Annotated in this window: 19 protein-coding genes and 1 pseudogene; 6 read left to right on the top strand and 14 right to left on the bottom strand. The window is 61.9% G+C overall.

Translation table 11 applies throughout. From position 1 onward, the window contains the following. Positions 1-57 precede the first annotated feature (57 nt). A protein-coding gene (locus tag ABIC65_RS01290) for an IS5 family transposase (protein ID WP_354307752.1) occupies positions 58-794 on the bottom strand; the annotation gives its coding sequence in 2 pieces (ribosomal slippage) (positions 58-497 and positions 497-794; 738 coding nt in all). Positions 795-894: 100 nt separating this feature from the next. On the opposite strand from ABIC65_RS01290, the gene ABIC65_RS01285 reads away from it, so the two are divergent. Beyond that, on the top strand, positions 895-1,719 hold the full coding sequence (locus ABIC65_RS01285) for a helix-turn-helix transcriptional regulator (protein ID WP_354306398.1): 825 nt from the start codon (positions 895-897) through the stop codon (positions 1,717-1,719). Between the two features lie 199 nt (positions 1,720-1,918). Here ABIC65_RS01285 and ABIC65_RS01280 read toward each other — a convergent pair whose 3' ends face one another. Genes ABIC65_RS01280 through ABIC65_RS01270 form a run of 3 tightly spaced genes read right to left on the bottom strand, consistent with a single transcriptional unit; the run spans position 1,919 to position 5,232 of the window. After that, positions 1,919-3,262 carry an Nramp family divalent metal transporter gene (locus ABIC65_RS01280; protein ID WP_354306397.1) on the bottom strand — a complete coding sequence of 448 codons (1,344 nt, stop codon included), beginning with the start codon at positions 3,260-3,262 and terminating at the stop codon, positions 1,919-1,921. Next, positions 3,262-4,254, bottom strand: coding sequence for a ferritin-like domain-containing protein (locus ABIC65_RS01275; RefSeq protein ID WP_064309776.1), 993 nt, complete (start codon positions 4,252-4,254; stop codon positions 3,262-3,264). The genes ABIC65_RS01280 and ABIC65_RS01275 overlap by 1 nt, the downstream gene beginning before the upstream one ends. Positions 4,255-4,281: 27 nt before the next feature. After that, positions 4,282-5,232: a ferritin-like domain-containing protein gene (locus ABIC65_RS01270; protein ID WP_354306396.1), complete on the bottom strand. Its 951-nt coding sequence runs from the start codon at positions 5,230-5,232 to the stop codon at positions 4,282-4,284. 123 nt (positions 5,233-5,355) lie between these two features. Here ABIC65_RS01270 and ABIC65_RS01265 point away from each other — a divergent pair, with 123 nt between their 5' ends. Further along, entirely contained in the window at positions 5,356-6,210 is an 855-nt protein-coding gene (locus ABIC65_RS01265; RefSeq protein WP_354306395.1) for a Crp/Fnr family transcriptional regulator, read from the top strand. Positions 6,211-6,374: 164 nt separating this feature from the next. Here the strand turns inward: ABIC65_RS01265 and ABIC65_RS01260 are convergent, their stop codons facing one another. After that, on the bottom strand, positions 6,375-7,007 hold the full coding sequence (locus ABIC65_RS01260; RefSeq protein ID WP_354306394.1) for a tyrosine-type recombinase/integrase: 633 nt from the start codon (positions 7,005-7,007) through the stop codon (positions 6,375-6,377). A gap of 598 nt (positions 7,008-7,605) precedes the next feature. Between ABIC65_RS01260 and ABIC65_RS01255 the strand changes: the two genes are divergently transcribed. Continuing rightward, positions 7,606-8,979, top strand: a complete 1,374-nt coding sequence (locus tag ABIC65_RS01255) for a methyl-accepting chemotaxis protein (protein WP_354306393.1) — start codon at positions 7,606-7,608, stop codon at positions 8,977-8,979. Positions 8,980-10,166: 1,187 nt separating this feature from the next. On the opposite strand, the gene ABIC65_RS01250 is transcribed toward ABIC65_RS01255, so the two are convergent. The 4 genes from ABIC65_RS01250 to ABIC65_RS01235 all read right to left on the bottom strand — a co-directional run bounded on the left by ABIC65_RS01250 (position 10,167) and on the right by ABIC65_RS01235 (position 13,954). Next, complete coding sequence (locus ABIC65_RS01250) at positions 10,167-10,763, bottom strand: hypothetical protein (protein WP_354306392.1); 597 nt, start codon at positions 10,761-10,763, stop codon at positions 10,167-10,169. A 453-nt stretch (positions 10,764-11,216) separates the two neighbouring features. Then, positions 11,217-12,872, bottom strand: a complete 1,656-nt coding sequence (locus tag ABIC65_RS01245) for a hypothetical protein (RefSeq protein WP_354306391.1) — start codon at positions 12,870-12,872, stop codon at positions 11,217-11,219. A 255-nt stretch (positions 12,873-13,127) separates the two neighbouring features. After that, a complete protein-coding gene (locus ABIC65_RS01240; RefSeq protein ID WP_354306390.1) occupies positions 13,128-13,562 on the bottom strand; it encodes a helix-turn-helix domain-containing protein in 435 nt (144 codons plus the stop codon). Further along, complete coding sequence (locus ABIC65_RS01235; RefSeq protein ID WP_354306389.1) at positions 13,559-13,954, bottom strand: CopG family transcriptional regulator; 396 nt, start codon at positions 13,952-13,954, stop codon at positions 13,559-13,561. Before ABIC65_RS01235 ends, ABIC65_RS01240 begins: the two co-directional genes overlap by 4 nt. Here ABIC65_RS01235 and ABIC65_RS01230 point away from each other — a divergent pair. After that, a pseudogene (locus ABIC65_RS01230) lies at positions 13,929-14,042 on the top strand (nucleotidyltransferase); the annotation flags it as partial. The gene ABIC65_RS01235 and the pseudogene ABIC65_RS01230 sit on opposite strands and share 26 nt — an antisense overlap. A 69-nt stretch (positions 14,043-14,111) precedes the next feature. Here ABIC65_RS01230 and ABIC65_RS01225 read toward each other — a convergent pair. Continuing rightward, on the bottom strand, positions 14,112-14,336 hold the full coding sequence (locus ABIC65_RS01225) for an RNA polymerase sigma factor (RefSeq protein ID WP_354306388.1): 225 nt from the start codon (positions 14,334-14,336) through the stop codon (positions 14,112-14,114). A gap of 60 nt (positions 14,337-14,396) precedes the next feature. Continuing rightward, complete coding sequence (locus tag ABIC65_RS01220; RefSeq protein ID WP_354306387.1) at positions 14,397-16,154, bottom strand: ParB/RepB/Spo0J family partition protein; 1,758 nt, start codon at positions 16,152-16,154, stop codon at positions 14,397-14,399. A 516-nt stretch (positions 16,155-16,670) separates the two neighbouring features. On the opposite strand from ABIC65_RS01220, the gene ABIC65_RS01215 reads away from it, so the two are divergent. Further along, positions 16,671-16,886, top strand: a complete 216-nt coding sequence (locus ABIC65_RS01215) for a hypothetical protein (RefSeq protein WP_354306386.1) — start codon at positions 16,671-16,673, stop codon at positions 16,884-16,886. Here ABIC65_RS01215 and ABIC65_RS01210 read toward each other — a convergent pair. Genes ABIC65_RS01210 through ABIC65_RS01200 form a run of 3 tightly spaced genes read right to left on the bottom strand, consistent with a single transcriptional unit; the run spans position 16,839 to position 19,234 of the window. Next, entirely contained in the window at positions 16,839-18,161 is a 1,323-nt protein-coding gene (locus ABIC65_RS01210) for a hypothetical protein (protein WP_354306385.1), read from the bottom strand. The genes ABIC65_RS01215 and ABIC65_RS01210 overlap by 48 nt on opposite strands. Then, a complete protein-coding gene (locus ABIC65_RS01205; protein WP_354306384.1) occupies positions 18,158-19,030 on the bottom strand; it encodes a hypothetical protein in 873 nt (290 codons plus the stop codon). The genes ABIC65_RS01210 and ABIC65_RS01205 overlap by 4 nt, the downstream gene beginning before the upstream one ends. Positions 19,031-19,090: 60 nt before the next feature. Beyond that, the gene (locus ABIC65_RS01200; protein ID WP_354306383.1) at positions 19,091-19,234 is read right to left on the bottom strand and encodes a hypothetical protein; all 144 of its coding nucleotides are present in this window, start codon (positions 19,232-19,234) and stop codon (positions 19,091-19,093) included. Positions 19,235-19,296: 62 nt separating this feature from the next. On the opposite strand from ABIC65_RS01200, the gene ABIC65_RS01195 reads away from it, so the two are divergent. Further along, positions 19,297-22,269, top strand: coding sequence for a KAP family P-loop NTPase fold protein (locus ABIC65_RS01195; RefSeq protein WP_354306382.1), 2,973 nt, complete (start codon positions 19,297-19,299; stop codon positions 22,267-22,269). Positions 22,270-22,448: the final 179 nt, after the last annotated feature.

Here is a 22,448-nt window from a genome sequence, read left to right as displayed (position 1 = left end):
GCATCTTCCGGCATGCGATGCAGATAAAGTGGATCGTCTAAAGGCTAGGGCCCGGACTCACAAAAACCACATGACGGTGGCAGCGAGGTGTATGCTGCCGAGGAAGACGGCGGCGGTGCGGTCATAGCGCGTGGCGAGGCGTCGGCAGTCCTTTAGGCGGCAGAACATGCGTTCGATGGCGTTGCGGCCCTTGTAGAGGCTGCGGCTGAAGCAGCTTTTCCAGCGTCGGTTGGCCTTGGGCGGGATGTTGGGAACAGCACCCTGCCGCTCGATGAGGTCGCGGATGCGGTTGGTGTCATAGGCGCGGTCGGCATGGACAATGCAGCGGGCCGGCAGGCCGTCGAGCAATGCCTCTGCTGCCCGACAGTCTGCTGCCTGGCCAGGCGTCAGGAGGAAGGCGAGCGGCTTGCCTTGGGCGTCGGCGATGGCATGGATCTTCGTGTTGCGCCCGCCTCGGCTGATGCCGATTGCCTGGACGTACGCCCCCCTTTTCCGCCGGCAGCCGAACGGTGGGCCTTCACATGCGTGCTGTCGATCAGAACCTCAGCCGGTGGCCCGCCGGCAGCGGCCAACGCTTCGAATACCGCCTGCCAGACGCCCTTTTCCGACCAACGCTTATGCCGATTGTACGGCGTCTTGTACGGACCATAGGAGCTCGACGCGTCCTTCCAACGGCAGCCTGCCTGCAGCACATGGACGATGCCGCTGATCACCCGACGGTCGTCCACCCGCGGCACACCTCGCGGCTTGTTTGGCAGCAGCGGTCGCAGTCGATCCCACTGCTCGTCGTTCAGCCAGCCTCCACTTCAACGTGCAGCGTGAATCACATCTCTCGCGCCCAAGGACTCCCATTTATGGGTTCCAGCCCTAGTATAAGCTGCAACAGGATCTGCCATGGTCGATGATGCACCCAATCCGCTGGGTACCTATCTGCGGGACCGCCGTACGCGCCTCGACCCTGCGGCGTTCGGCTTCGCTGTCGGGCGGCGCCGCACGCCGGGTCTTCGCCGGGAGGAGGTGGCGAGCCGCGCCAACATCAGCCCGACATGGTATACGTGGCTTGAGCAGGGCCGTGGCGGCGCGCCGTCACCGGATGTGCTGGACCGCATTGCCAGAGGCCTGATGCTTACCGAGCCTAAGCGTGAGCACATCTACATGCTCGGCCTCGGCCGCCCGCCCGAGGCACGATACCAGCCGGTCGACGGCATCACCCCTCGCTTGCAACGGGTGCTCGACGGAATGGCGCTGAGCCCGGCAATCGTGAAGACCGCGATGTGGGACGTCGTCGGCTGGAACCGGGCGGCTGCGGTACTGCTCACCGACTATGCCAAGCTTCCGCGTGAGGGACGGAATATCCTGCGGCTGATGTTCGGCAGCGATCGCATCCGTGCCCGGAATGCCGATTCCGACAGCATCGCGCGTTTCGTGGTGGGCGCCTTCCGCGCCGATGTGGCGCGCGCCGGTGCCAGCATGAGCGCCGAAGTCACGAAGCTGGTCGCAGAGTTGTTCCGCCTCAGCCCCGACTTCGAGGCGTTGTGGCAGGACAACGAGGTGGTGTCGCACGGTGAGGGGGTTAAGCGCATCTATCATCCAGACGCCGGTCTGCTGGCGATGGAATACTCATCGTTTGCCGTTGAAGGCAGGCCAGAACTTGGCATGATCATCTACAATCCCGCTTCAGCGGAGGATGCGGAGCGGCTACGCGGGCTGCTGCACTAACGGTGGGACTGAAGCCACCCGCATTGAGCGCAGTAATCAACAGAATGCGTCGTTGATTTAATGCATCTGATCGTCTGGCCACTTCAAGACCTACAGTTCTGAAGGCGCCTCAGGTCAAACCCGCTCAGACACGGCAGGATGGGAGCGTGCTGGCCTCTTCGCTCGCTCAGCCTTCTCTCAGTCAGTCGAACGCATGGCATCAACCAACCATCATCTGGCTTATCAGAACGCCGTTCAACGTGATCACGATGGTCGTGACAAGGAGCGCACCGGTTCGGATCAATCGGCCGTTGGCGAAGCGCCCCATTAGTGCCCGGTCGCCGGTGAAGCGCACTAGTGGGACGACGGCGAAAGGAAGTTGCAGGCTTAGCACCACCTGGCTCAGCACCAGAAGCTTCGCCACGCCGCCGTCTCCGTACACGCCTGCGACGGCAGCGGCAGGCAAGATGGCGAGCCCGCGCGTGATCATGCGCCGCAGCCATTGCGGCAGTCGCAGGTCGAGAAAGCCCTCCATCACGATCTGCCCGGCCAGGGTCCCGGTAATTGTGGCATTCTGACCGGACGCGAGCAGCGCGACCGCAAAGAGCGTACTCGCCAAGCCCACGCCGAGCGCCGGCGCCAGCAAGGCATAGGCGTCACTGATTTCCGCTACCTTGGTCTGGCCTGATCCGTGGAACGCGGCCGCGGCGAGGATCAGGATCGCTGCATTGACGAAAAGTGCAAGGCTGAGTGCCACCGTGCTGTCGATCGTGGCAAGCCGAATGGCTTCGCGCTTGCCGCGGTCGCTGCGGTCGAAGGCGCGGGTCTGTACGATCGAGGAATGGAGGTAGAGATTGTGCGGCATCACAGTCGCGCCGAGGATGCCGATCGCGACGTACAGCATCGTGGGGTTGGTGATGATCTGCGGCGATGGCAGCAGCCCGGCGCCGATTGCCCCGATGCTTGGCTGCGCCCAGACGAGCTCCACGGCAAAGCAGAGGGCGATGACGATCAGCAGCGCGACGATGAAAGCTTCCAGCTGTCGAAAGCCGTGGCGCTGCAGCATGAGGATCAGAAACACATCGAGCGAGGTGACGACGATCCCGCCCACGAGCGGAAGTCCGAACAGCAGCTTGAGCGCCACCGCCGTACCGATCACTTCCGCCAGATCGCAGGCGATGATGGCCAGTTCGCAGAGCAGCCAGAGGCCGATCCGGGGAGCCAACGAATAGCGCGCGCGACATGCCTGGGCGAGGTCCATTCCGGTGACGATGCCCAGTTTCGCCGAAAGGCTCTGGAGCAGCATCGCCATAAGGTTCGAAAGCAAGATGACCGACAGCAGCGAATAGCCGAATGCAGACCCTCCCGCGAGGCCGGTCGCCCAGTTGCCCGGGTCCATATAGCCGACCGCTACGAGGTAGCCGGGCCCGGCAAAGGCAGCCAGCTTGCGCCAGAACCCTGCTGCCGCAGGCACGGCGACGCTCCGGAACGCGCCGGGCAGGCTCGCCGCGCGGATCGCGGTCGAGCCCCCGGACGCGCCCATGTCCCCCTCGAACGGCGGCATCAGCTGGCGGCGCTGAGCTTGATCGTGCCGTTGACGCCGGTGGGGAAGAAGCCGCCACGATCGACCGACGCCTTGTTGAGATACGCGATGTTGAGCACCTGGCCGGCGGAGCGGCTGAACGCCACGCCGTTGGAGTCGGTCGGCACGATGTTGGTGGCAGTGCCGATCGGACGAATACCCTGGTCCAGGTCGCTCGATCCATCCAGGCTGTCGCGCGCATTGGAAATGGCTTCGGTGGCATCGATGAGCGACGGCGTCGTCAGCCCCTTGCGATACAGCGTCGTGCGGATCAGCCCGGCGTGGTAGGCCTCTGCGGCAAGGATGCCGGCTGCGGCCTCGAGATAGGTCTTGTTGGTGATCAGCGGCGAGGCGCCCTTGTAGGCGCTGACCCCAACATCTTCGAAGATAAAGGCCGCGAGCAGGAAATTCTCGTCGCTCGCATAGGGATCGAATGCCTGATTGGCACCGACCAGTCCGGCGGCGCGTGCCGCGGTCGAAAATGCGCCGTTTACGTCGGCGGACAAGTCGAGATTGGGCTGAGCGACCGCGACGCTACCAAGGGCGCTGCGCAGAAAGGCGACGTGCGCCTGTTCGTCGCCGGCTATCTCCCTGGCGTAGCGGGCCACGGCGTCGTCCTTGAAGGTGACCTGCCGCGCGCCGTTCGGTGCGCCGGCTTGACCTGTACCCGACAGCAGGCTGGCCGGCAGCGAAACGCCATTGGCGGCGAAAGAATAGAACTGCGCTTCCAGATATTCGAGATTCAGCGCGAAGTTCAGCACGTCCTGATCGGAGAGCGCGCCGGACGGACTGGGGGTTGGGGTCGGCGTAGGCGTAGGCGTGATCATGGATCCCGGCCCATCGTCATTGCTGCTGCACGCAGCGAGCATGGTAGCGCCCGCGACCGCAAAGCCGGCATTTTTCATGAAAGCCCGGCGCTCGGCACGGCGAGCGTCGCATGCATCCAGGACCTGGAGAACGATATCATGGTTCATGGCTGAAGCCTCCCTAGGACCGAGCGATCAGTTCGCTGCGCTGGTGACGATGGTGCCGTTGACGCCGTTGGGGAAGAATCCGCCGGCAGTGACGGCCGCCTTGTTCAGGTAGACGATGTTGAGGACCTGGCCCGTCGAACGGCTATAGGCGAGGCCGTTGGCGTCGAGCGGCGCGATGTTGCTGGAGGTGCCGATCGCACGGATGCCCTGATCATCGTCGCTCGCCCCGTCGAGACTGTCGCGCGCGTTCGAGATCGCCTCGGTCGCGTCCACCAGGCTCGGGGCCGCGATTCCCTTGGCGTCGAGCGTCGTGCGGACGAGCGCGGCATGATAGGCCTCGACGGCAAGAATGCCTGCCGCGGCCTCGAGGAACACCTTGTTGGTGATGAGCGGCGAAGCGCCCTTATAGGCAGTGACCCCGACATCCTCGAAGATGAACGCGCCGAGGAGGAAGTTCTCGTCGCTCGCATATGGATCGAAAGATTCACCCGCGCCGATCAGTCCCGCAGCACGGGCCGCGTTGGAAAAGGCGCTGGTGGGTGAAACCCCGATGTCGATTTGGGGTTGCCCCACAGCGGTGGCGCCGATGGCACTGCGCAGAAACGCGACATGGGCGCGTTCGTCCGCTGCGATTTCCTGGGCATATGCGGCGACCGCCGGATCCTTGAAAGTCGCCTGGCGTGCGCCCACGGCGGCACCGATCTTGCCGGACCCGGTCAACAGGTCGGCGGAGAGGCCAACGCCGTTCGCCGCATAGGCATAGAATTGCGCCTCGAGATATTCGAGGTTCAGTGCAAAATTGAGGACGTCGCCGTCCGTGAGCGTTGCCTGTGCGGCAGCCCGCTGCACGCTTGTTGCCATGGCCAGCCCGCCACCGGCCACAGCGGTGAGCGCGAACGCCTTGAAGAATTCGCGGCGATCTTTTCGGCGTTGGGCTTGTTGCTCGAAAGCTTCGATAAGCTCGACTTCCTGGTTCACGGCGCATGCCTCCCTGATGGTAGCGAGGGTTCGAACCCGGGGCGTTTTCAAGCAGTTCCGGTTCGGCACGGGCTGGGTACGGTGTCGTACAAAATGTCCCCTGCCACGCGTTTTCATGCATCCGTGGCGCCGCACGTTCCGAAGCTTATACGCAACGAGGAGAGGGAGCGGGTCGCGCCGATGTCGAAACCGAACGCCCACTATGCGCCAGACATCCGCGGCAATCTGCTGCTGCGATCCCTCGCGCAAAGCGACGCGTGGTTGCTGATCCCGCACCTCTCCCGCCTTCCCTTCGGCCCACGGGAAAGCGTGGGCCGCACGTCCTGCGGGTCGGTGCAAATGATCTTCCCCGAGACGGCGGTCTTCTGTGTTCGTCAGACGCTTCTCGGCGATCGCCAGCCGGCCCTGGGCTTGGTCGGCCATGAAGGCGTGTTGGGTTGGTCGCTGCTGATGGGGGTGGAAGAAAGCTTCACGCTCGCAACCGTGGAGATGCAGGGCGGTACGGCTTTATCCATTGCGGCTGGGCCCCTGCTGGAGGCTTGCGCAAAAAGTGCGACACTCCGCGCCAATCTGCTGCGGTACGCGGACAATTTTCTTGAGCAGATGGCCTCGATGCTCGGTTCGAACACGATCGATGCCTTGGAACGCCGCGTTGCCCGATGGATATTGATGCTGCACGACCGCAGTCAAGGTGACACGCTGTTGTTGACGCATGACGAGGTCGCACGCGCGCTTCACACACGGCGGGCGAGCGTGACCGAATGCTTCCATGTGCTTGAGGGCGAGAAGATACTCCGCTGCGAGCGAGCGCGCGTCACTATTTGTGATCGCGAGCGCCTAATGGTGCTGGCAGGATTTTCCTATGGCGCTGCCGAGGCGCGGTATGCTGCGGAAATTGCGCCTTGGCCGCGGGAACTGCAGCCTCCTCCTCTCTCGCAGGGTCAAGTCCGCTTCTCGCCGCCCGCCTGGCTGCCTTGATTGTACCGATGCATCGGATTCCGTTCTAAACTTCCTCAGCGCGAAGACGTTGGCATCGACCGATTTTCACCCAAGAGCGGCTACTCGGCAGGCAAACTGGCCATGGCACGATTGTCCCACAGCACGGTGAAGAGGCCCCTCGCCGGAGGCGAGGAGCCATCGGGTCAGATTTCGGTGTTTTCGGCAAGGGCAAGCGCGTTGTCCACGTCGATGCCGAGATAGCGCACCGTGTTCTCGATCTTGCTATGACCGAGAAGGATTTGGACTGCACGAAGGTTACCGGTCGCCCTGTATATGATCGAAGCCTTCGTTCGGCGAAGCGAGTGCGTGCCATACTCGCTTCGCATCAGACCGACGCCGGTCACCCATTCATCGACAAGCCGTGCATACTGGCGGGTGCTGAGATGCCAATTATGATCAATCCTGCTCGGAAAGACATAATCGTCCACTGCGCCGCCCCGCCGTTCAAGCCACGTCAGCAGGCTAGTCCGAGCGTCTGGAAGCAATTCAAACTGAACCGGCCGACCGGTTTTCTGTTGCATCACGATCGCACGCGTTCGGATCTGCCCGCCGCTGACCAAGTCGCGGATCTTCATCTGTACCAGGTCGCAGCCCAGTAGTTTGCTGTCGATCGCCAGGTCGAACAGCGCCCGATCTCGCAAGCGGCGGCGCTGATTGAGGTAAAATCGGATCTCCCATATCTGTTTCGGTTTCAGCGCGCGCTTCGCGCCGACGGTCCGTCCGGCATTCCAGACTGGGCGCTTTGTCGCGTTGAGTTCGGTTTCAGGCATCTCCATGATCATTCTCCGATGGCCAGAGTGGCCGTCCGAATAACGCTTTCGAGCCTCAGAAGCGGGAATGCCCCGAGGCACCTACCGACCAACTTAAGCCGTTCCCATCGACGGGTGGGAACGACCGCTCGGGCCGAAAGCCGCCATAGGCAGCCCTAATCGCTCCGGCGACGGCGGCGCCCTGAGATCGTGATCCGTACTGGCGGCTCCCGCCTCAATTTGTCGCCGTTTAGATCGGCTGTGCCCCCGCCTGAGAACTGCCATTCCGTTGCGATGGCTCGCTTTTCAGATTGGGAGCGCGAATCTATTTCTGCAGCTGTTAGCGCAAACAAGAGTCGGACGCTCGATTGAGACAATTGGTTACCCCCGCGGGGCCGAGCCAAGCACGACCTCGGACACTCTAGAAGGCAAATTCGTTATTGGGCAATTCGTTATGATCCGAACATCTCAAAATGCTCGGAACTCAAAAAACACACGGAATTAACCCACTCCCAAAAAGAGTAGCATTTTTCGGAAGATACTGATGGTCTTAGGGGAAGGACCGTCAACCAACCTTCTATATCTAGTGCAAACGTCCCCATAGTGGATCGATTAGGAGGTTTGGATGGAATGGTTCAAGGCGGAGGCGCCGATCAGGAAGAAACTTCAGGTTGCCTTCGCGGCAATGATCGGCGTCATGTTGGTGCTGGAGCTGCTGTCGTTCTTCGACGCCGGATGGGTAAGTGTGGCCGTTGATCTGGCAGCAATAGGTATCGCAGCCTTTGCAGCCACAAAGTTCCGCGCAGCTATTGCCGACCCCTATGTTACAACGGTCGTGCGCATGGAAGGGCTGGCTGACGGTGACCTCAAGAGCCCAATTGCATTCACCCACTACAGAGACTGCGTTGGCCGAATGACGAAGGCAATGCTCACGTTCCGCGACGCGGCCGTGGAACAGCAACGGCAGGCAGCTGAACAAGCCGATGTGGTAAAAAAGCTGAGCGAACACCTCCGCCGCCTCCGCGCAGGGGATTTGACTGCTACAATCGACTGCGACTTCCCGGCAGATTACGCGTCTTTGCGCGAAGACTACAACCTCACATTGGGTGGGCTGCGCGAACTAATCGGGGCGGTATCGCTTAGCGCGACGACCATCGAAAGCGGCGCCAACGAGATCGCAACGGCATCGGAGGATCTCGCCAGGCGGACGGAAGCGAACGCTGCAAATCTGGAGGAGACAACCGCAGCGATCACGCAGATGGACGGCCGCCTCAAGCAGACCGCCGCAGCAGCAGCGAAGACTGTGTCTCGTGCAGACGCCGCGATCGCGACCGTAGCGAGCGGGCGCGTCATAGCCGATGATGCGGTTTCGGCCATGGGCAGGGTCTCGGACAGCGCCAAGGGCATCGATAGCGTCATTGAGGGGCTGGACAAGATCGCTTTCCAGACGCGCGTTCTTGCTATGAACGCTGCCGTGGAAGCAGGACGCGCCGGCGAAGCGGGCCGTGGATTTGCCGTCGTTGCGGATCTTGTTTCCGCTCTTGCGATGCGCGCTGAAGAGGAAGCTGGGCGCGCACGTGATCAGCTTACCACCACGCAGTCGGAAATCCTTTCTGCGGTCGAAATGGTGCGAAAGGTAGACGGGGCGTTCGTAGGGATTTCGGACGACGTTGCTGAGGTTCACGACCTTCTCGGCAATATTGCGAAGGACAATAGCGCGCAGGCTGGTGCCGTCAGCGAGATCAGTGACACTGTCAACGCAATGGATCACACGACGCAACAGAACGCTGCCATGGTTGAACAGACCTCAGCTGCCGCACGGAACCTTGCCAGTGAAGTCAGTCAACTCACCCAAGCGGCATCGCAATTTAATATTGGCCAGCAGCATAAGGGCGGTGCAAGCCGATCAGGGTGGAACAAGCCCGAAGCTTACACCGCGCCCGCTTCAGCCCGGTTGCTGGCAACCCCTCGCAACTCGGAAGAATGGTCTTCTTTCTAAGTGCTGCACCCGGACACGTGATGCCGGTCACGTGCCGGGTTTTACCGGAGGTAAGCGGTCGAATATGCACTATGTTTGTCGGAAATCGGACAGGCGGGAAACCACCAGAATGCTATATCCGGCGCCGACGGCTCCCGACCAACTCACGCCGTTCGCCGACCCCGCGTCGAACGGCCACGCCTGCCAAAACCTGCCGATGGCTCAGCGCGCGACCGCTTGGCAGGAACGCGCCCGATTGGTGCCGCCTGCAGCTGGAAGTGGTGAGCGCCCAATGGGGGGAATCATACGGTAGCCTGGCGACTGCGCGCCAGCTCTCGCCTTCATGAACTCGGAGGCGCGACCCAGTAACTACCGTTTGGCCAACTTCCCCGGTAACACTGCTCGTCTATCGGGCGAGGCGTCGCATCTGTCTTAGAATTTTCCGGGTAGCACGAAAGCTGCGCCTAGTGCCGGGCGCATCGGTTGGCTGTGCCACTCGGAACCGATAGGCGCCGACCTCATCGAACTGAAGCGCACCTGGCGCAGCAATGAACCTCCGCAGCCCCGATCCCGTTGCAAAGCTTATGAAGCAGGAAGATTCGTCTAGTCCGTCGATTTTGTAATGAAGCGTCGCTGCCGCCCTAGAGGCGAGCCGGAGAAGCAGCTTTGGCGTACCAATGAACTCCTCCTCCATGAGTCTTACCCGCGCGGGTGGCGGGGATGCTTCGCCAATCGCGGATGGCTTGCACGTAAGCCCATGATCAAAATCGACTGATCCATATAGAGCATCACCCCCGCCCAACATCAATCTTTCCTCCCACTAGACCCCATTGTCATTATCGGAGGCAGCTGCCGCAAGCCATTTGTCCATCGCTTACCGATCTGGCGTCCCCCTGCGGAACAGTGGCTGTGACGGCATCCGACCAACTTAAGCCGATCCCATCGGCGGTGGGAACGACCGCTCGAGGCGAAAACGGTCATAGGCAGCACTATCGCTCCAGAGAAGACAGCGCCCTGAAATAGTGGTTTAGCACTGACGACCCCCGTCCATAACAATCGTCGCGCAGGTTCAGGGCGGCGTCACATTTTCCTCACATTCGGCGTGCTACGTTGCGGCGACGGCCTGCCGAAGTCGAGAGATCTGCCCTCCGATAAGCTTCGCAAGGCATAGTCCCGACACCTGTCTAAAATGCCACTCTGAACAGCCCTTATCTCGTTGCCGGGGCAGTAATTTTCATTTTCTCCAAGCGTTCATCCTGCAGCTTGCGCTCGGGAACACCAAGTACTTTTCGCAGCCCGTCCGGGACGAGAGTCCGGTCATAAGGTTCCATCGTCGGCCCGGTCGCCTTAACACTGATGAACTGCGTGCCGTAAATTTGCTTCTGCCCGATTTTTTGGAGATAGCGGTCGAGCGTTGCGGCTGCGATCCACGTTGCATCCTTTTTGCCATTGGCAACTGCGGCTAGAGCAAGGCTGTGAGCCAAGAGATAGTCGTCCGCTGTGCTGCCGTGCTGGAAGACATAAGCCGCCGCATAATAGTCGTCGCCGGAACGAAGCGCACCAGAATCCAGCAGTTTTCGAACCTTAAGGCGGCGCTCCTGATCTTCGGCAATCATCTTCGTGACGAACGCGCGATCGGTAAATTGCTCTGGTCTGATGCCACTGCGAACAGCTTGGTCGGCTTTGAAGAGCATCTGCATGTCGGCATTGTCGTCCTGCGCAATATTCTGCGCGACAGCAGGTGCGGACAGCGCAAGACCGATGCCTAGCAGCGTCGTTGTGAGCGTCGTGCGACAGTTCTTCACGTATCCTCCCTGCACTTGCCAGCCCCGTCGATTACAAACGTAGTCGTTCGTGTCAAGGCCTAGAGGTACGGGGTCGCGCTGAGATGTGCGTATGAACGATGGGAGATGCGAGGTACGCGGAGGTGCGCTGAATTCATCCCATAGAGACAGTGCCGCCCATCTCGATCGCTGTGCCCCGATCAAGAAAGCGGGCCAACATTAGGGATCCGATCCGCACGGATGGCAGGTCTTGATCAAAGCCGACATTCCCGACACCGGACTTCAACGACGGGTTCGTCCCAAATAGCGCCGATCGATTTTTCCGGCAGCAGTCGACCAGCATGGGCCGTTCCGTTGCAGTGCTGGGAGTGTCCGCTCTTGCAGACACCTACCGTTCTACCTTCTGAGAACTGGCAGCCGGTTTCCTCACAATGCCTCTTTCGGTTCCAGCAAATGCGCGGAGTTTCTTGCAACTCAACGCACACGCGTTGCGACGATAAGCCCATCTTCAATTTTCAAATCCATCGAGAGGGGGGCGTCGTGAGTGGAGATATCCGTGCCGATTGTTTGGAGGCTATCGAACACAATCGCGCTTTGAGCCGAGATGCGGTTCAACAGAGCGTTTTCGTTCCGCAAAATTTTGGAGCGCTCAGCCGCGCTGGTGACGGCTTTGATTTTCTCGCGGAGGAGCTGATCCAGCCCCACGGCTGCCTCGCCCTGCGGCAGCAAGGCTAATAAGGAGGCTCTGATATCCTGAAGGCGATCTTCTTTACGCTGCTCTCGGCCAGGGAAGGCAGAGAGGAGCTGCCAGCCACATGCGCGCGCCCGCAGGCACAACAGCATTTCACGATATAGCTTGTCGAGCGCTGCATGCTGCTCGTCCAGCGCCTTGATATACTTACCTTGTCCGACCCACTCTTCATTTTTCAGGATCTTCAGCGCTTCGGTTTGGCTGCCGATGTCAGTGGCAATATGGTCTTGCACTTCCAACAGCTTGGTCTCGTGCATTTCGATGACGTGAACCACCTCATCCGAGAGCTCTCCGGACATAACTGAGCCGGCAATTTGCTCGAAATAGCGGATCGATCCTGTCAAGACCGATCGACGCTCGTTCTTTTGAAACGCAGCAACATCCTCAATGGCTTCCTTGATGTCCGAGAGCTTCTCGCTGATGTCAGCGAGATGCTTTTGCGCAAGCAGAGCTGATGCAATATTGAGAGCCGCGCCGGAAGTGGCTAGGGCCGAAAGCTTCCCGACATCAAGTTTGGCGGCTCCGGCGAGTTCGTTCGTGCCGATTTTGCGGAGCGTGCCGATAAGGCCACCGTGCTTGACGCTCTCCACTAATTCGGTTCCAGCCGGGACAATCACATTCATGTAATTGCTGGTCCCAACCTCGACGGCCGTCGCCATGCCGGGGACAGCCTGCAAAAAGGGATTTAACCGGCTAATACCGGTGTCATCCTTGCTGACCTTGCGCCATCCAGCGTCCGAATCCAATGGGCTAATCTGGGCAAGCGTTAGGATAGGGGTTCCACTATCGTTGCTGATGACCAAAGCATCAGAGTGACTGCCAGGCGCTGATGTCGAGCCTGCCTCCTGGGTTCCCTTATTCGCGCGCGCAACTTCATTATGCGTCCCCCGTAGGAACGCGATTTGAAAAAGGCAGGCGGCCAGAGGAGGCCATTCTGCGGCGCCGAAAAAACTCCTGGCACCCTCGGCAGCTGCTCGACGAGCATCGTTCACGGCCGCTTGCTGCATGTCCGTTGGTATCGACGAGAGCCGTTTCGACGTAAAGAGGTTGAGCAGAGCTGTTTCTTTGTCGGCCAGATCGTCCTCTTGGGCAGGCAGACCCAGCTGTTTGCACAACGCATCGATCATTCGTTGATACGAAGGACGGCTTCCATCCGTGATATTCAGTGCCTTCTGGCCAAGGCGGTAAATCTCATCGCCGATCTGATCGGTATACCGACTGTGATCCGGGGCATGTCGTTCATAGGCCCGGCAAATCTTGAGTATGCTGAGAGGCGTCTGCGTGAGCGTGTCGACCAAAGGCGCTAATTGATCGTCACTGCTCATACCCAGGATCTTGTAGATGACGGGAATGGCGGCGAAATTCGCTGGGGCATTCATGCAGGCTATACCGACCTTAGCTTAAAAATGGTTGGTCCGATGTCCGTCAGGAGCTGATGGAGGTCAAGATATTGCCACTCGTTCGAATCTCCAATGAGGTCACAATGGCTGATCCTCCGGGAAGCCACCTTCGTACGGATCGTCTGGAATGGCCGCAAAGTCCCAAATTCAGACTGTCACGCAGACAACTTTTAGCAAGGCCCCGAAGCTCAGACCCTAGCCAAAGCTAGGACAGCAGAACGACATAAGATGGGATCAACGAACCACGTCGAGCTGGTCGTCTCGATCATAGAGGGCCGAAATCATACGCTCAACAACAAGGTCTTCAGCTTTTCCCCGCCTCCCCTCGTCCGCCGATGACAGATCGCATCGAACCGCCTCGGGGGTCGAGGCAAGGCTCGCCGTCAAAATGGCATTGGCCAGAAACGGGTGCATCACCTCGGCTAAGGGGTGCCGGGCGCCGTCGCCCGCGGTGGGGGCGCCACGCTGAAGCAACGCGTCGATGCTGGTCATCGGCACGAGCGTGATCGCGCCTACCTTGATCACCCCGATCTCGCCGGCCTTGATCAACTCGTAGAACTTCGACCGGCCGATGCCGGTGATGCGGCAGGCATCAGCAATCCGCAGCGTGATGGGCGACAGGTCGGTGTTCGGCTTGCTCAGCGCAGGACGCATGGCGTGCTCCTTCATTTGTCGCTCCCCATTTCTGGGGGTGGACGGTTGGCGATGCGGTTGTTCGTGTCCCCTCGGGCGATTGCACGGCCGACAAGCTCGACGAAGGCGTCGTAGCGAAGCCGCCCTAGGCGCTGCGTCTCGGTATCAAAGGCCGGCTGATGCGCCGTAAGGGTGAGCTGGTGGCGGACGAACAGTCCAAGGGCTTCGGTCAGATAGTCGAGCTTCTGCTCCATCCGGTCGGCGACGCGGTTCTGGCGGTCGAGCCGCGCGCCGAAGCGCTGGTCGAGTTCGTGACCGGCACGGCGATCGAACCAGGCGATCAGCGCGTCGGTCAGGATTGCGGTCTTCGACGATCCCGGCTGCGCGGCCATCGCGTCGAGCTTGGCCGACCATCTGCCGCCTGCCAAGCAGCGCGAGCTCGAGCGTGTCGTCCAGATCCTGTTTCAGGAATTCGGCGACGCGACTGCCGTTGCGACCTCGGACTGGAAGAAGCAGCCGGTCTTCATCGCGCTAGTCTCATGCCAATGGCTTAGAATGCCAAGTGCAGAAGGAAAAGCGGCGGGCTCAATGCCCGCCGTTCTCGTGCGTGGATCGGAGGAGATGGAACATCGCCGCTGCGAACTGGCGCTCCACTTCGGTAACGCTGATGCCCAGTTCGTCCGCGATCTGGAGGAAATCGAGATCGCGATAGCGGTGCAGATCGAACACCGCGCGGGGCAGCGGATCCATCGTGTCGAGCGCGTCGCGGAGGCGGCGAAGCTGTTCCGCGAGCGGGCGTTCCTGTGTCATTGCACAGCTCCTGACAGAGGCCAGCGGCACCGCCGGGCGCCGCTGGCAGGGGCAGGCTGATCACGCGGCCTTGCGGACCGGCTCGACTTCCGGGCGGGCCGCCTCCGTTTCCGGGACGATCAGCGACGCGATTGCCGCTGAACGGCTGGCAGCCCCGACGCCGCCACGCGGCGTGTAGCTGGACGCCGGAAAGCGCAGCCAGCGCGGTACCCAGCCCTCGACGCGGGGCCTGCCGTTCTCACCGCGCAGGCAGTCGTCAAGGATGCTCTTGAGCACCTTGCCGGTTTCCCTGCCGTTGGCCTCGGCAACCTGCTGGCCGGCCACTTCGCCGACCATGGCAAGCAACACTTCGCGGTCGCGAATGAGGTCGAACAGCGCTTCATCCGGCTGCCAGACGGTGCTCATGTCCACCGCCAGATGCTGCCCGAGCAGGTCCCCCAGTTCGCTGCGCGCCCATAGGGTTTCGCCCATGATAACGGCGAGGATCGCCGTCACCTGCGTATCGGTGAGCGACAGCAACCGGACGAACAGGCTGGCCAGCCCTTCGCTCGCGCCGCCGGTGACGGTCGGTGTGTCATCGTCGAAATCGAGCAGTGCCAGCATATCGCGCCGCTTGGCGTCGAAGGCCGCTTCGGCTCGCGACAATTCGACGCTTTCGGTCACGGCCTCGCTGCACGCACGCTGCTGCTCGACCTTCACCAACCATAGGCGCGAACCGACGATCAGGTGCGCCACAGCCACCCGCAGCGCCACGTCGGGCGCGTCGGCCAGCTTTGCCCGAACCGCCGCATGGCGATGCAGGTCGACATAGTCGTTGCCCGCAGCGGTAATTTCGGGACGGCCTGGCTTCTCCGTCACGTCGCCCGCCTCGGCTCTCGCCAGCGCCCGAGCTTCCTCGATGCCGATATAGCCTTCGTGGAAGACGACATCGCCGTGATACCCGATGGCGATATAGACCTTGCCGGCCTTCCGCTTGGCCCGTTTCTCATATTCCCAGCTGTGGAAGAATTGGCCCGGCGCGAGCGTGACGACATCGGTCCAGCCTGCTTCCCGGTATGCTTCGACGCGTTCGGCGGCAGCGGCATTCTGCGCGTTCCAGAACTGCTCCGCGCTGGCGAAATAGCGGTCCTCGCCGAACAGATCGGCGACAATCTCGCCCTCGAACCCGGCCAGATCGAACAGCGCGACCTTGGTCGAAATCGACGCGCCGCCGAACAGCCATGCCTTGAGCGCCTGCCCGACCGGCGCCCGCGCCTCGGGATCGTCGAGCAGTGCCAGCCATTCGCGCTGCTGCGCCTTCGACGCGAGGGTCAGGTGCCGCACGGTGACGGCGTCGATCTTCTCGTCGCGGTAGAGCGTACGGATACGGGGCAGCAGATTGCCGAGCGCCAGCGTGCGCTTCACCTGCACCTCGGTCAGCCCGAAGACGAGGGCGATATGTTCGGGCCTGCGTCCCTCACGCACCAGCCGGGTGAAGGTTTCCCAGCGGGTGACCTCGTCGGGGTCGAGCCGGGCAATGTTCTCGATGAGCGAGGCTTCGAGCGCCGCCGCGTCATCGCCTGCATCCATGACAGCACAGGGCAGCGCGTCGATGTCGCCGCCTTCCTCGGCAACCGCCAGTGCGGCATGATAGCGCCGCCGCCCCGCCACGATTTCATAGCTGTCGGGCGAACCGTTCGCGCGCACGATGAGCGGCACCAGCACGCCGCGTGCCCGCACGGACGGCAGGATATTGGTGAGGTCCGGCTGCTTCCTGCCACCGCGCATGTTGGAGGGCGAGATGCTCAGCTGGGCGATGTCGATATGCTTGAGTTCCATGATCCTTGCTCCTTTCTCGAACCACCGCACCGGCCCCGGAAAAGGGGGGTGGGCGGCAAGGAGCGGACCGGCAGTCCCGCTGGAGCGGCGGGCTGCACCCGCAGGGCCGGAACGAATGTGGAGGACCTGGGCGAAGCCCAGGTTGCCGCCTGCCGCGGCGGGACTAGAGGGAGCGACGCCCACCCCCCTTGGCCGCGGCCGGCAGGCTACGCCAGCGCGCAGCGCTGTCCGCTTGCCGGCGAACCGCCGGCGCCTGCGTTAGCGATCGTCACCGCGCCAGCGGCCGAGACCCGCCAGGGGCTCGGTGGAGCAAAGCGGAATAGACCGCGGTCGTGCCAGAGGCACGAAACGTCCCAGACTACTATCACTTAGGCTCGATGGCTGAAAATGCGACAAGGCCGCCAGCCTAATTTCGGAGCGGCAACAGTTGGGACAACTCTGCCGTCCCACAACTATAGGCCGAACGGCAGCTCTTGCCAGGAACCGACACTCCGCGGTGATCCGCCACTGCGGATCGTGCGCTTCACCGACCCCTATCTTCGCCAGGGCGTCGAGCATCATACGATCGCCGGCGTAAACGTACCTATCTATTCGACCCCCAAAACCCTCGCCGATGCGTTCAGCAATCCCAAGCTGGTCGTTCGCTCGGTCGCAGCATCGGATGCGCTGGAATTGCTCCGCGTATCAGACCCTGAGGCTGGCTGCATCGCCAATGACCGCTTCGACAGCTGACGGGAATACCAACGTCGGCAACTGGCGAAGGAGCCACATGCTCGCTACCCCAGCGAGATGCGCGCGACCCTCATCGTGCGACAGCGGAAAGGAATCGCCCCATGGCCCTGGCAAATGCTCGGGCACCTGAAGGTGAGCTGCGGCAAACAGCATGACGGCTATCGCATTGCCACCAGCCCCTGCCCCGTTCTTCGTCGCCAAGCGCGCCGGATCAGCGATCATCGCGCTCAGCAGTTGGAAGACGCTCGGAGCGTCGGGCGGTGGACCGATCAACGCCGCCAAATCCTTCCCGATTGGCCACGCGCAGAGATCATCAATCGGGTCGCTGCCGGTTGCGACACCCCTGACGCTGAGGAACACGCCCCACGCATAGACCTCGTGCTCATCAACATGGGCGTACCACCACAGGAGATCTCGGAGCAGCCAACGCGGCAATCGCATCGCTTTGAAGCCGCTGCCGAAGAAGAAGGGCAGCACCCAACGCGCAACCGGCGGATGCGAGTCCGGAGACATCTGCTGCGCAACCTGGTCAAGGGCGATTGCGTCCGGGCCGTCGATGATGTCGAGCCACAGGCCCATTCTTGAGATCGCATGCCCAAGTCGCCGCGCGGCCCGCGCCCAGCGACCCTTGTCAGCCTCGTTGCCGTGAAGAGGGAACCGGCGCAACATCTCGATGAAGATTTCGCGTGCGCCGGCAACGAGCCGATCAGCGTCGATTTTAAGTGCGAGCCACGCGGAGGAGCGCACCATTAGCTTTGTGAGGTCCGCCGTCTCGACTGGCTCGCCCGCGTGGAGCTGCAATTCCTGCACGATCGCCTCGGCGTCCGAGGCGAACTGTTCGAAAGTGCCGCCGCGCTCGACCGAGAATCGCGCGGGTTCCGGAATGCCGCCCGGCCCCTCTCCGTCCGGTGGTGGCGGCGGGCCGCCATCGCCGCCGGTCGCACCGCCGCCGGCGTCCCCGCCGCCGCTCGCCACATAGACCCGCCGCACGAACTCTCGTAGTGCCGCTACGTCCGCGAAGGCGAGTTCGGCAGCCGGCAAGTCCGGGCCTGCGCGAACAAAGACGCCGAGCTGTGCCAAGCCCCTTGCTGCGCTGAACCCCAATGCCCGCGACGCCAGCGGCTCGGGTTCGAATTCCGGCGCCGAGAGGAAGATCGCCGGATAATCGAGATCGACGCCGTCGTGGCCGTCCGGTGCGTCAAGATCCGCGTCTCGCCAGCTCGCAAAGGCCAGACCCGCGCGGGCATCCAGACTGTCAATGCGCCAGGCGGTCATGCGCGCACCCGGCCGCTGCTAATGACCACGTTGGTCTTGACGCCGTTGGCGCGTAAGGCGGCATCGGCCTGCCGGCGACGATGTCGATAGAGGAGCGCGGTCCAGTCCGGCGTCGGACCCCGCATCAGCCGGTCCGCGACCAAAGCATCGTGCGCCGCGTCCGGTCCCGCGACCCGCGCCTCGCGAAGCGCGGTCACGTCGAACGAACCGCTGCGAATTACCTCGATATAGTCTTCGTCCGCCAGAACGGCTTGTGAGATCGCACCAATGGTGATCCGCCGCGCTTCGCGGCGGGTCTCGCCTAGGACCTTGCATACGACCATGTTCCCTAGGTCGGTGCTCCAGCCGCCGAGAAGAGGCTTCGCGGCAGTCGTGGCCCTGGTCGGATCCCATGTATCCGAAACGGGATCGTGGGAATCAGCGCGTAGCGGCCGGCAGACTAGGTCGAAGGAATTGCGATCCAAGACGATGGTGTCTGCATCTACAGGCTCCTCCTTCAGGACGAGGCAAACATCGCCGTAATAGCGCACTCCGGACCCATTGAGCTCGACCGCCCCGTAATAGAGCTTGTTCCAAGCTTTCACGGGATTGCCGATATAGTTGATCAGCAAGCGGTCGATGTGGGCTCGTGCATCGGGCCCGCCGGCTGCCGTAACACCGATCCGCGGGTTGCGATCATATCGATTCAGATAGCCGCTGGAGATAAAAGACGGAACGTGGGCAGAAGGGATGTTAAAGACGACCTTCGCCGCGCTTTCCTGCCGCGTCACGCCGGTAATCGGGCTCGTCCCTTTGACGACCCAGCGGATCGTCTCGACATCAGCGTCGCGCCAAGGCGCCGAGCTGGCCATGGACGTCTTGAACCCCATCACGAGCTCGTCCGCGCGATCCAACCAAGTTTTGGCGTGGTCGTCATCATTTCGATCCCGTCAGGTGAAAAGCATCTGCGTTCGGGCAGTACGCACCGGACTACCTGTCCGGAAATCCGCCAAAGGCAGTCTAACGGCTGCATCAGCAATACGCCACATCGACAGCGAGACGACTTCAAACATTTCAGGCGCGACGATGCTCATGTGCACTCGCAAGCAGCCTCGTTAATTGATAGGTTTGTACGCGTTAGGGGGACGGGGATAGCATGGCGAGTTCTCAACCATTTGCGGTGCAGATCGACGAAACAATCGCCGTGCGTGAGAATGTAACGCCCGGCGGCGATCTCGTCTTTCTATCGATCAGTTCGACCGGCAGCCGTGGCAAGCTCAATGGCGAAGTGTTGGAGAGGCTTGGACTCGACCCTGACGCCTTGCCAACCGAAAGCGAACTGGTTGGCGGATACGCGCTACGCGAAACCGGAAATGGACTGCTCTGCTTCATCGTCACGGTCGGCGAGCGACTCTCGGTCATCGAAGCGCTTCGCCAGAATCTCGCCGCGGCCCTTCGAGATCACAGGCTTGCAGAAGCGCGCGAGATCTGGCTTCCACTCATGGGCACCGGCGCTGGCAAGGTACCGCCGGAGCGCAGTTTTCGAATGACGCTTGATGTCTTGCGCACGTCGGATTGGCTACGCGCGGCGACCCGAGAAATTGTAATCTCGCTGCCGACCGACATCACAGCCGCGGCGCGTAGCAAGCTGATTTCCACAATTGAGACTATGGCGGGGACTGCCAAGTCCCCGCCCCCGCCGCCGCACGAAATCCCGGGGGGACCCGCGATGAGCGAGGCGGCCGGGATGCTGCTTGCCTTCGCGGCCGGCTTGAAACGACTTCGCAAACAGCGGGGCGGCGAGCTGTCGACGACATTGCTGTTCTACGCGCTCGCAGAAGTGAATTCGGAGGGCGCACCTCAGGCGCTGAAGGAGGATCGTGCCGCGGTACTAATGAGCCACGCGATCAAGGATCGCGCTGGCAATCGCTATGCGACCGCCTGGGCCGCCTATTTCCGCGATTCGCGAGAGGCGGTTACGCTTCCGCAACCGGTGAAAATCTCAACCCGCACACCAAACCTCGAAGGCATCCTCGCAACTGCGCTGAGCACAGCCGCGAGCGCGGGTCGCGCGGAGATTGAGATCGATGACCTCATCGAGGCGATGTTCGCTCTTCCCGAAGGACGGTTCAACACCAACATCGAACCGATGCGCGTGACGCGCGAAGCATTGCTCGAAGAGTATAGAGACATGGCCCGCGGCCAGGTGCTGATGTCGCTCCACAACGACGTGGCGTCGGAGGTCGATAAGCTGGGTTACCAAACTTATGCCGACGCCATTGCACTGTTCCTGACCGACACTCGTACGCCACCGCCGATCAGCATCAGTATCCAGGCACCCTGGGGCGCGGGGAAATCCTCGCTGATGCACATGATCCGCGAAAAGCTCGATCCCCGAGCGAAGCGGGAGGAGTTTCGCCCCAAGCCCGGCGACCGGAGTATCCCACGGCTCTCGCTTGGCGACGTCCTCCGGTTCATCGACACCTCAACGCCGCAACCGATCAAGGCCTTCTTCGGATGGGGGACGCAGCGCGCCCATGTCGAAAGTGCGCTTCCCTCTGTGCCGTGGGGCACCACTCAGACGCGGCTTACCATCTGGTTCAACGCCTGGAAATACGAGACCTCGGAACAGGTCTGGGCGGGTCTAGTCGACGCAATCGTCTCGCAGATTTCCGAACGTCTGCCTCCGGTCGAGCGCGAGAAATTCCTGTTGCGGTTACAACTCGCACGCATCGATGACAGCATAATCCGCCGCAAGATCTACGACCGCATCGCAACGCTCTGGTGGGGTCGGGTGCGCGCATGGGTCGGCGGCGGCGTCGCATGGCTCGGAACGATGTTCGGCCTCATCGCCGCACCGCACGTGCTCGACGTCTCCGATCCCGGCATGAAGGCCGCGCTTGGGGTGCTGAAGGCGATCGGCTATCCAGGTGCTCTGATAGGCGGACTTGTAGTTGTCGCTGTGTTGGCCCGGCAGTTCTTCATGGCATCCAAGGAAACCAAGGAAGAGCCGGCGACTTTCAGTCTCGCAAACTATATCCGCGTGCCCGATTATGATGCCACGATCGGCCAGATCCATCATATTCATAGTGACCTGCGCCGGGTGTTGAGCGTCACGCCGAAGGCGACCCTCGCCGACGGCACGACGGTCCAGGAACCGATCGTTATCTTCATCGACGACCTCGACCGATGCACCCCAGGTAAGATCGCCGCCGTGGTCGAGGGCGTCAGCCTCCTGCTTGCAGACGACACATACCGTTGCATGTTCGTAATCGGCATGGACCCGCAGATGGTCGCTGCGGCGCTCGAGAAGGCCCATGAGGACGTGCGCGATCAGCTGCCCAGCTACGAGCGCTCAGTTCCGCTTGGCTGGCGCTTCATGGACAAGTTCGTGCAACTGCCCTTCACGATTCCGCCAAGCCGGCAGGACCGTCTCGACGATTTGCTGATGTCGATGGGAAGCGCCCGACGTGAAGAGGAACTTGTGGCGCCGACCACCTCGTTGCCACCCGACTTTGTCGCGCTCATCTCGGCATCACCGGAAGGCGGGTCGGCAGCGGATGCCCCACCGACAGCGCCGCCCGTCGCGCCCGACGCGCCGCCCGCTCCTTCGGCTGCAGACTCAGTCGATACGCCCGCCGAGCGGAATGAGGCCCGCGACGTAGGCAAGATCATCCGCCTCGTTGCGGACTACACCGGCGGCAACCCACGCGAGGTGAAGCGCATGGTTAACCTCGCGCGGCTCTACCTCCACCTGCGCAATGCACGCCGCGAGGCCGAAGCGGGCTGGATCTCGCCCTCGCTCGATCAATATGCGCGCTGGATCGCGTTGACCTTGCGGTGGCCCGACATGATGCGTTGGCTGCAATGGGGCGTCGATGAAGCGGCCTGGGCGCCGACCGACATGACCCAGCAGCTCATCGAGCGCCGCCTCTTGGCCCTGCAGAAGGCCGCTATCGGCATGACTTCGGGCAAGGCCTGGTGTGATGCGCTAAAAGAGCGTCTGGAATTTAGCGACGTCGAGAAGATCGACTGGGCGGCGGACTCGAAACTTATGGAGTTCTTCGCCCGCGAGAGTGAGCGTCGGACCGACACGATCGCCGCCGCCGCCGCACGGGGATTCTGGTAGTAGAGGCGCGTCGCACGCAAACGGATGACATCATGGGACGCACCGATCCGGCTCGCGTAGCTTGTCGTCTAGTCGTCGGCAGGCACGACACTGATATCTGATCGAGAAACAGACCATGCCTGATCACGACCGGTATTGAGTCTAGCCAACGCGACAATTCGGCCGGGGCGTCGATCCGG

This window comes from Sphingomonas trueperi (assembly GCF_040545665.1).
Taxonomy (GTDB): Bacteria; Pseudomonadota; Alphaproteobacteria; order Sphingomonadales; family Sphingomonadaceae; genus Sphingomonas; species Sphingomonas trueperi_B.
Note: the sequence above shows the minus strand (reverse complement) of the source record. Positions and strands in the feature narration are given on the sequence as shown.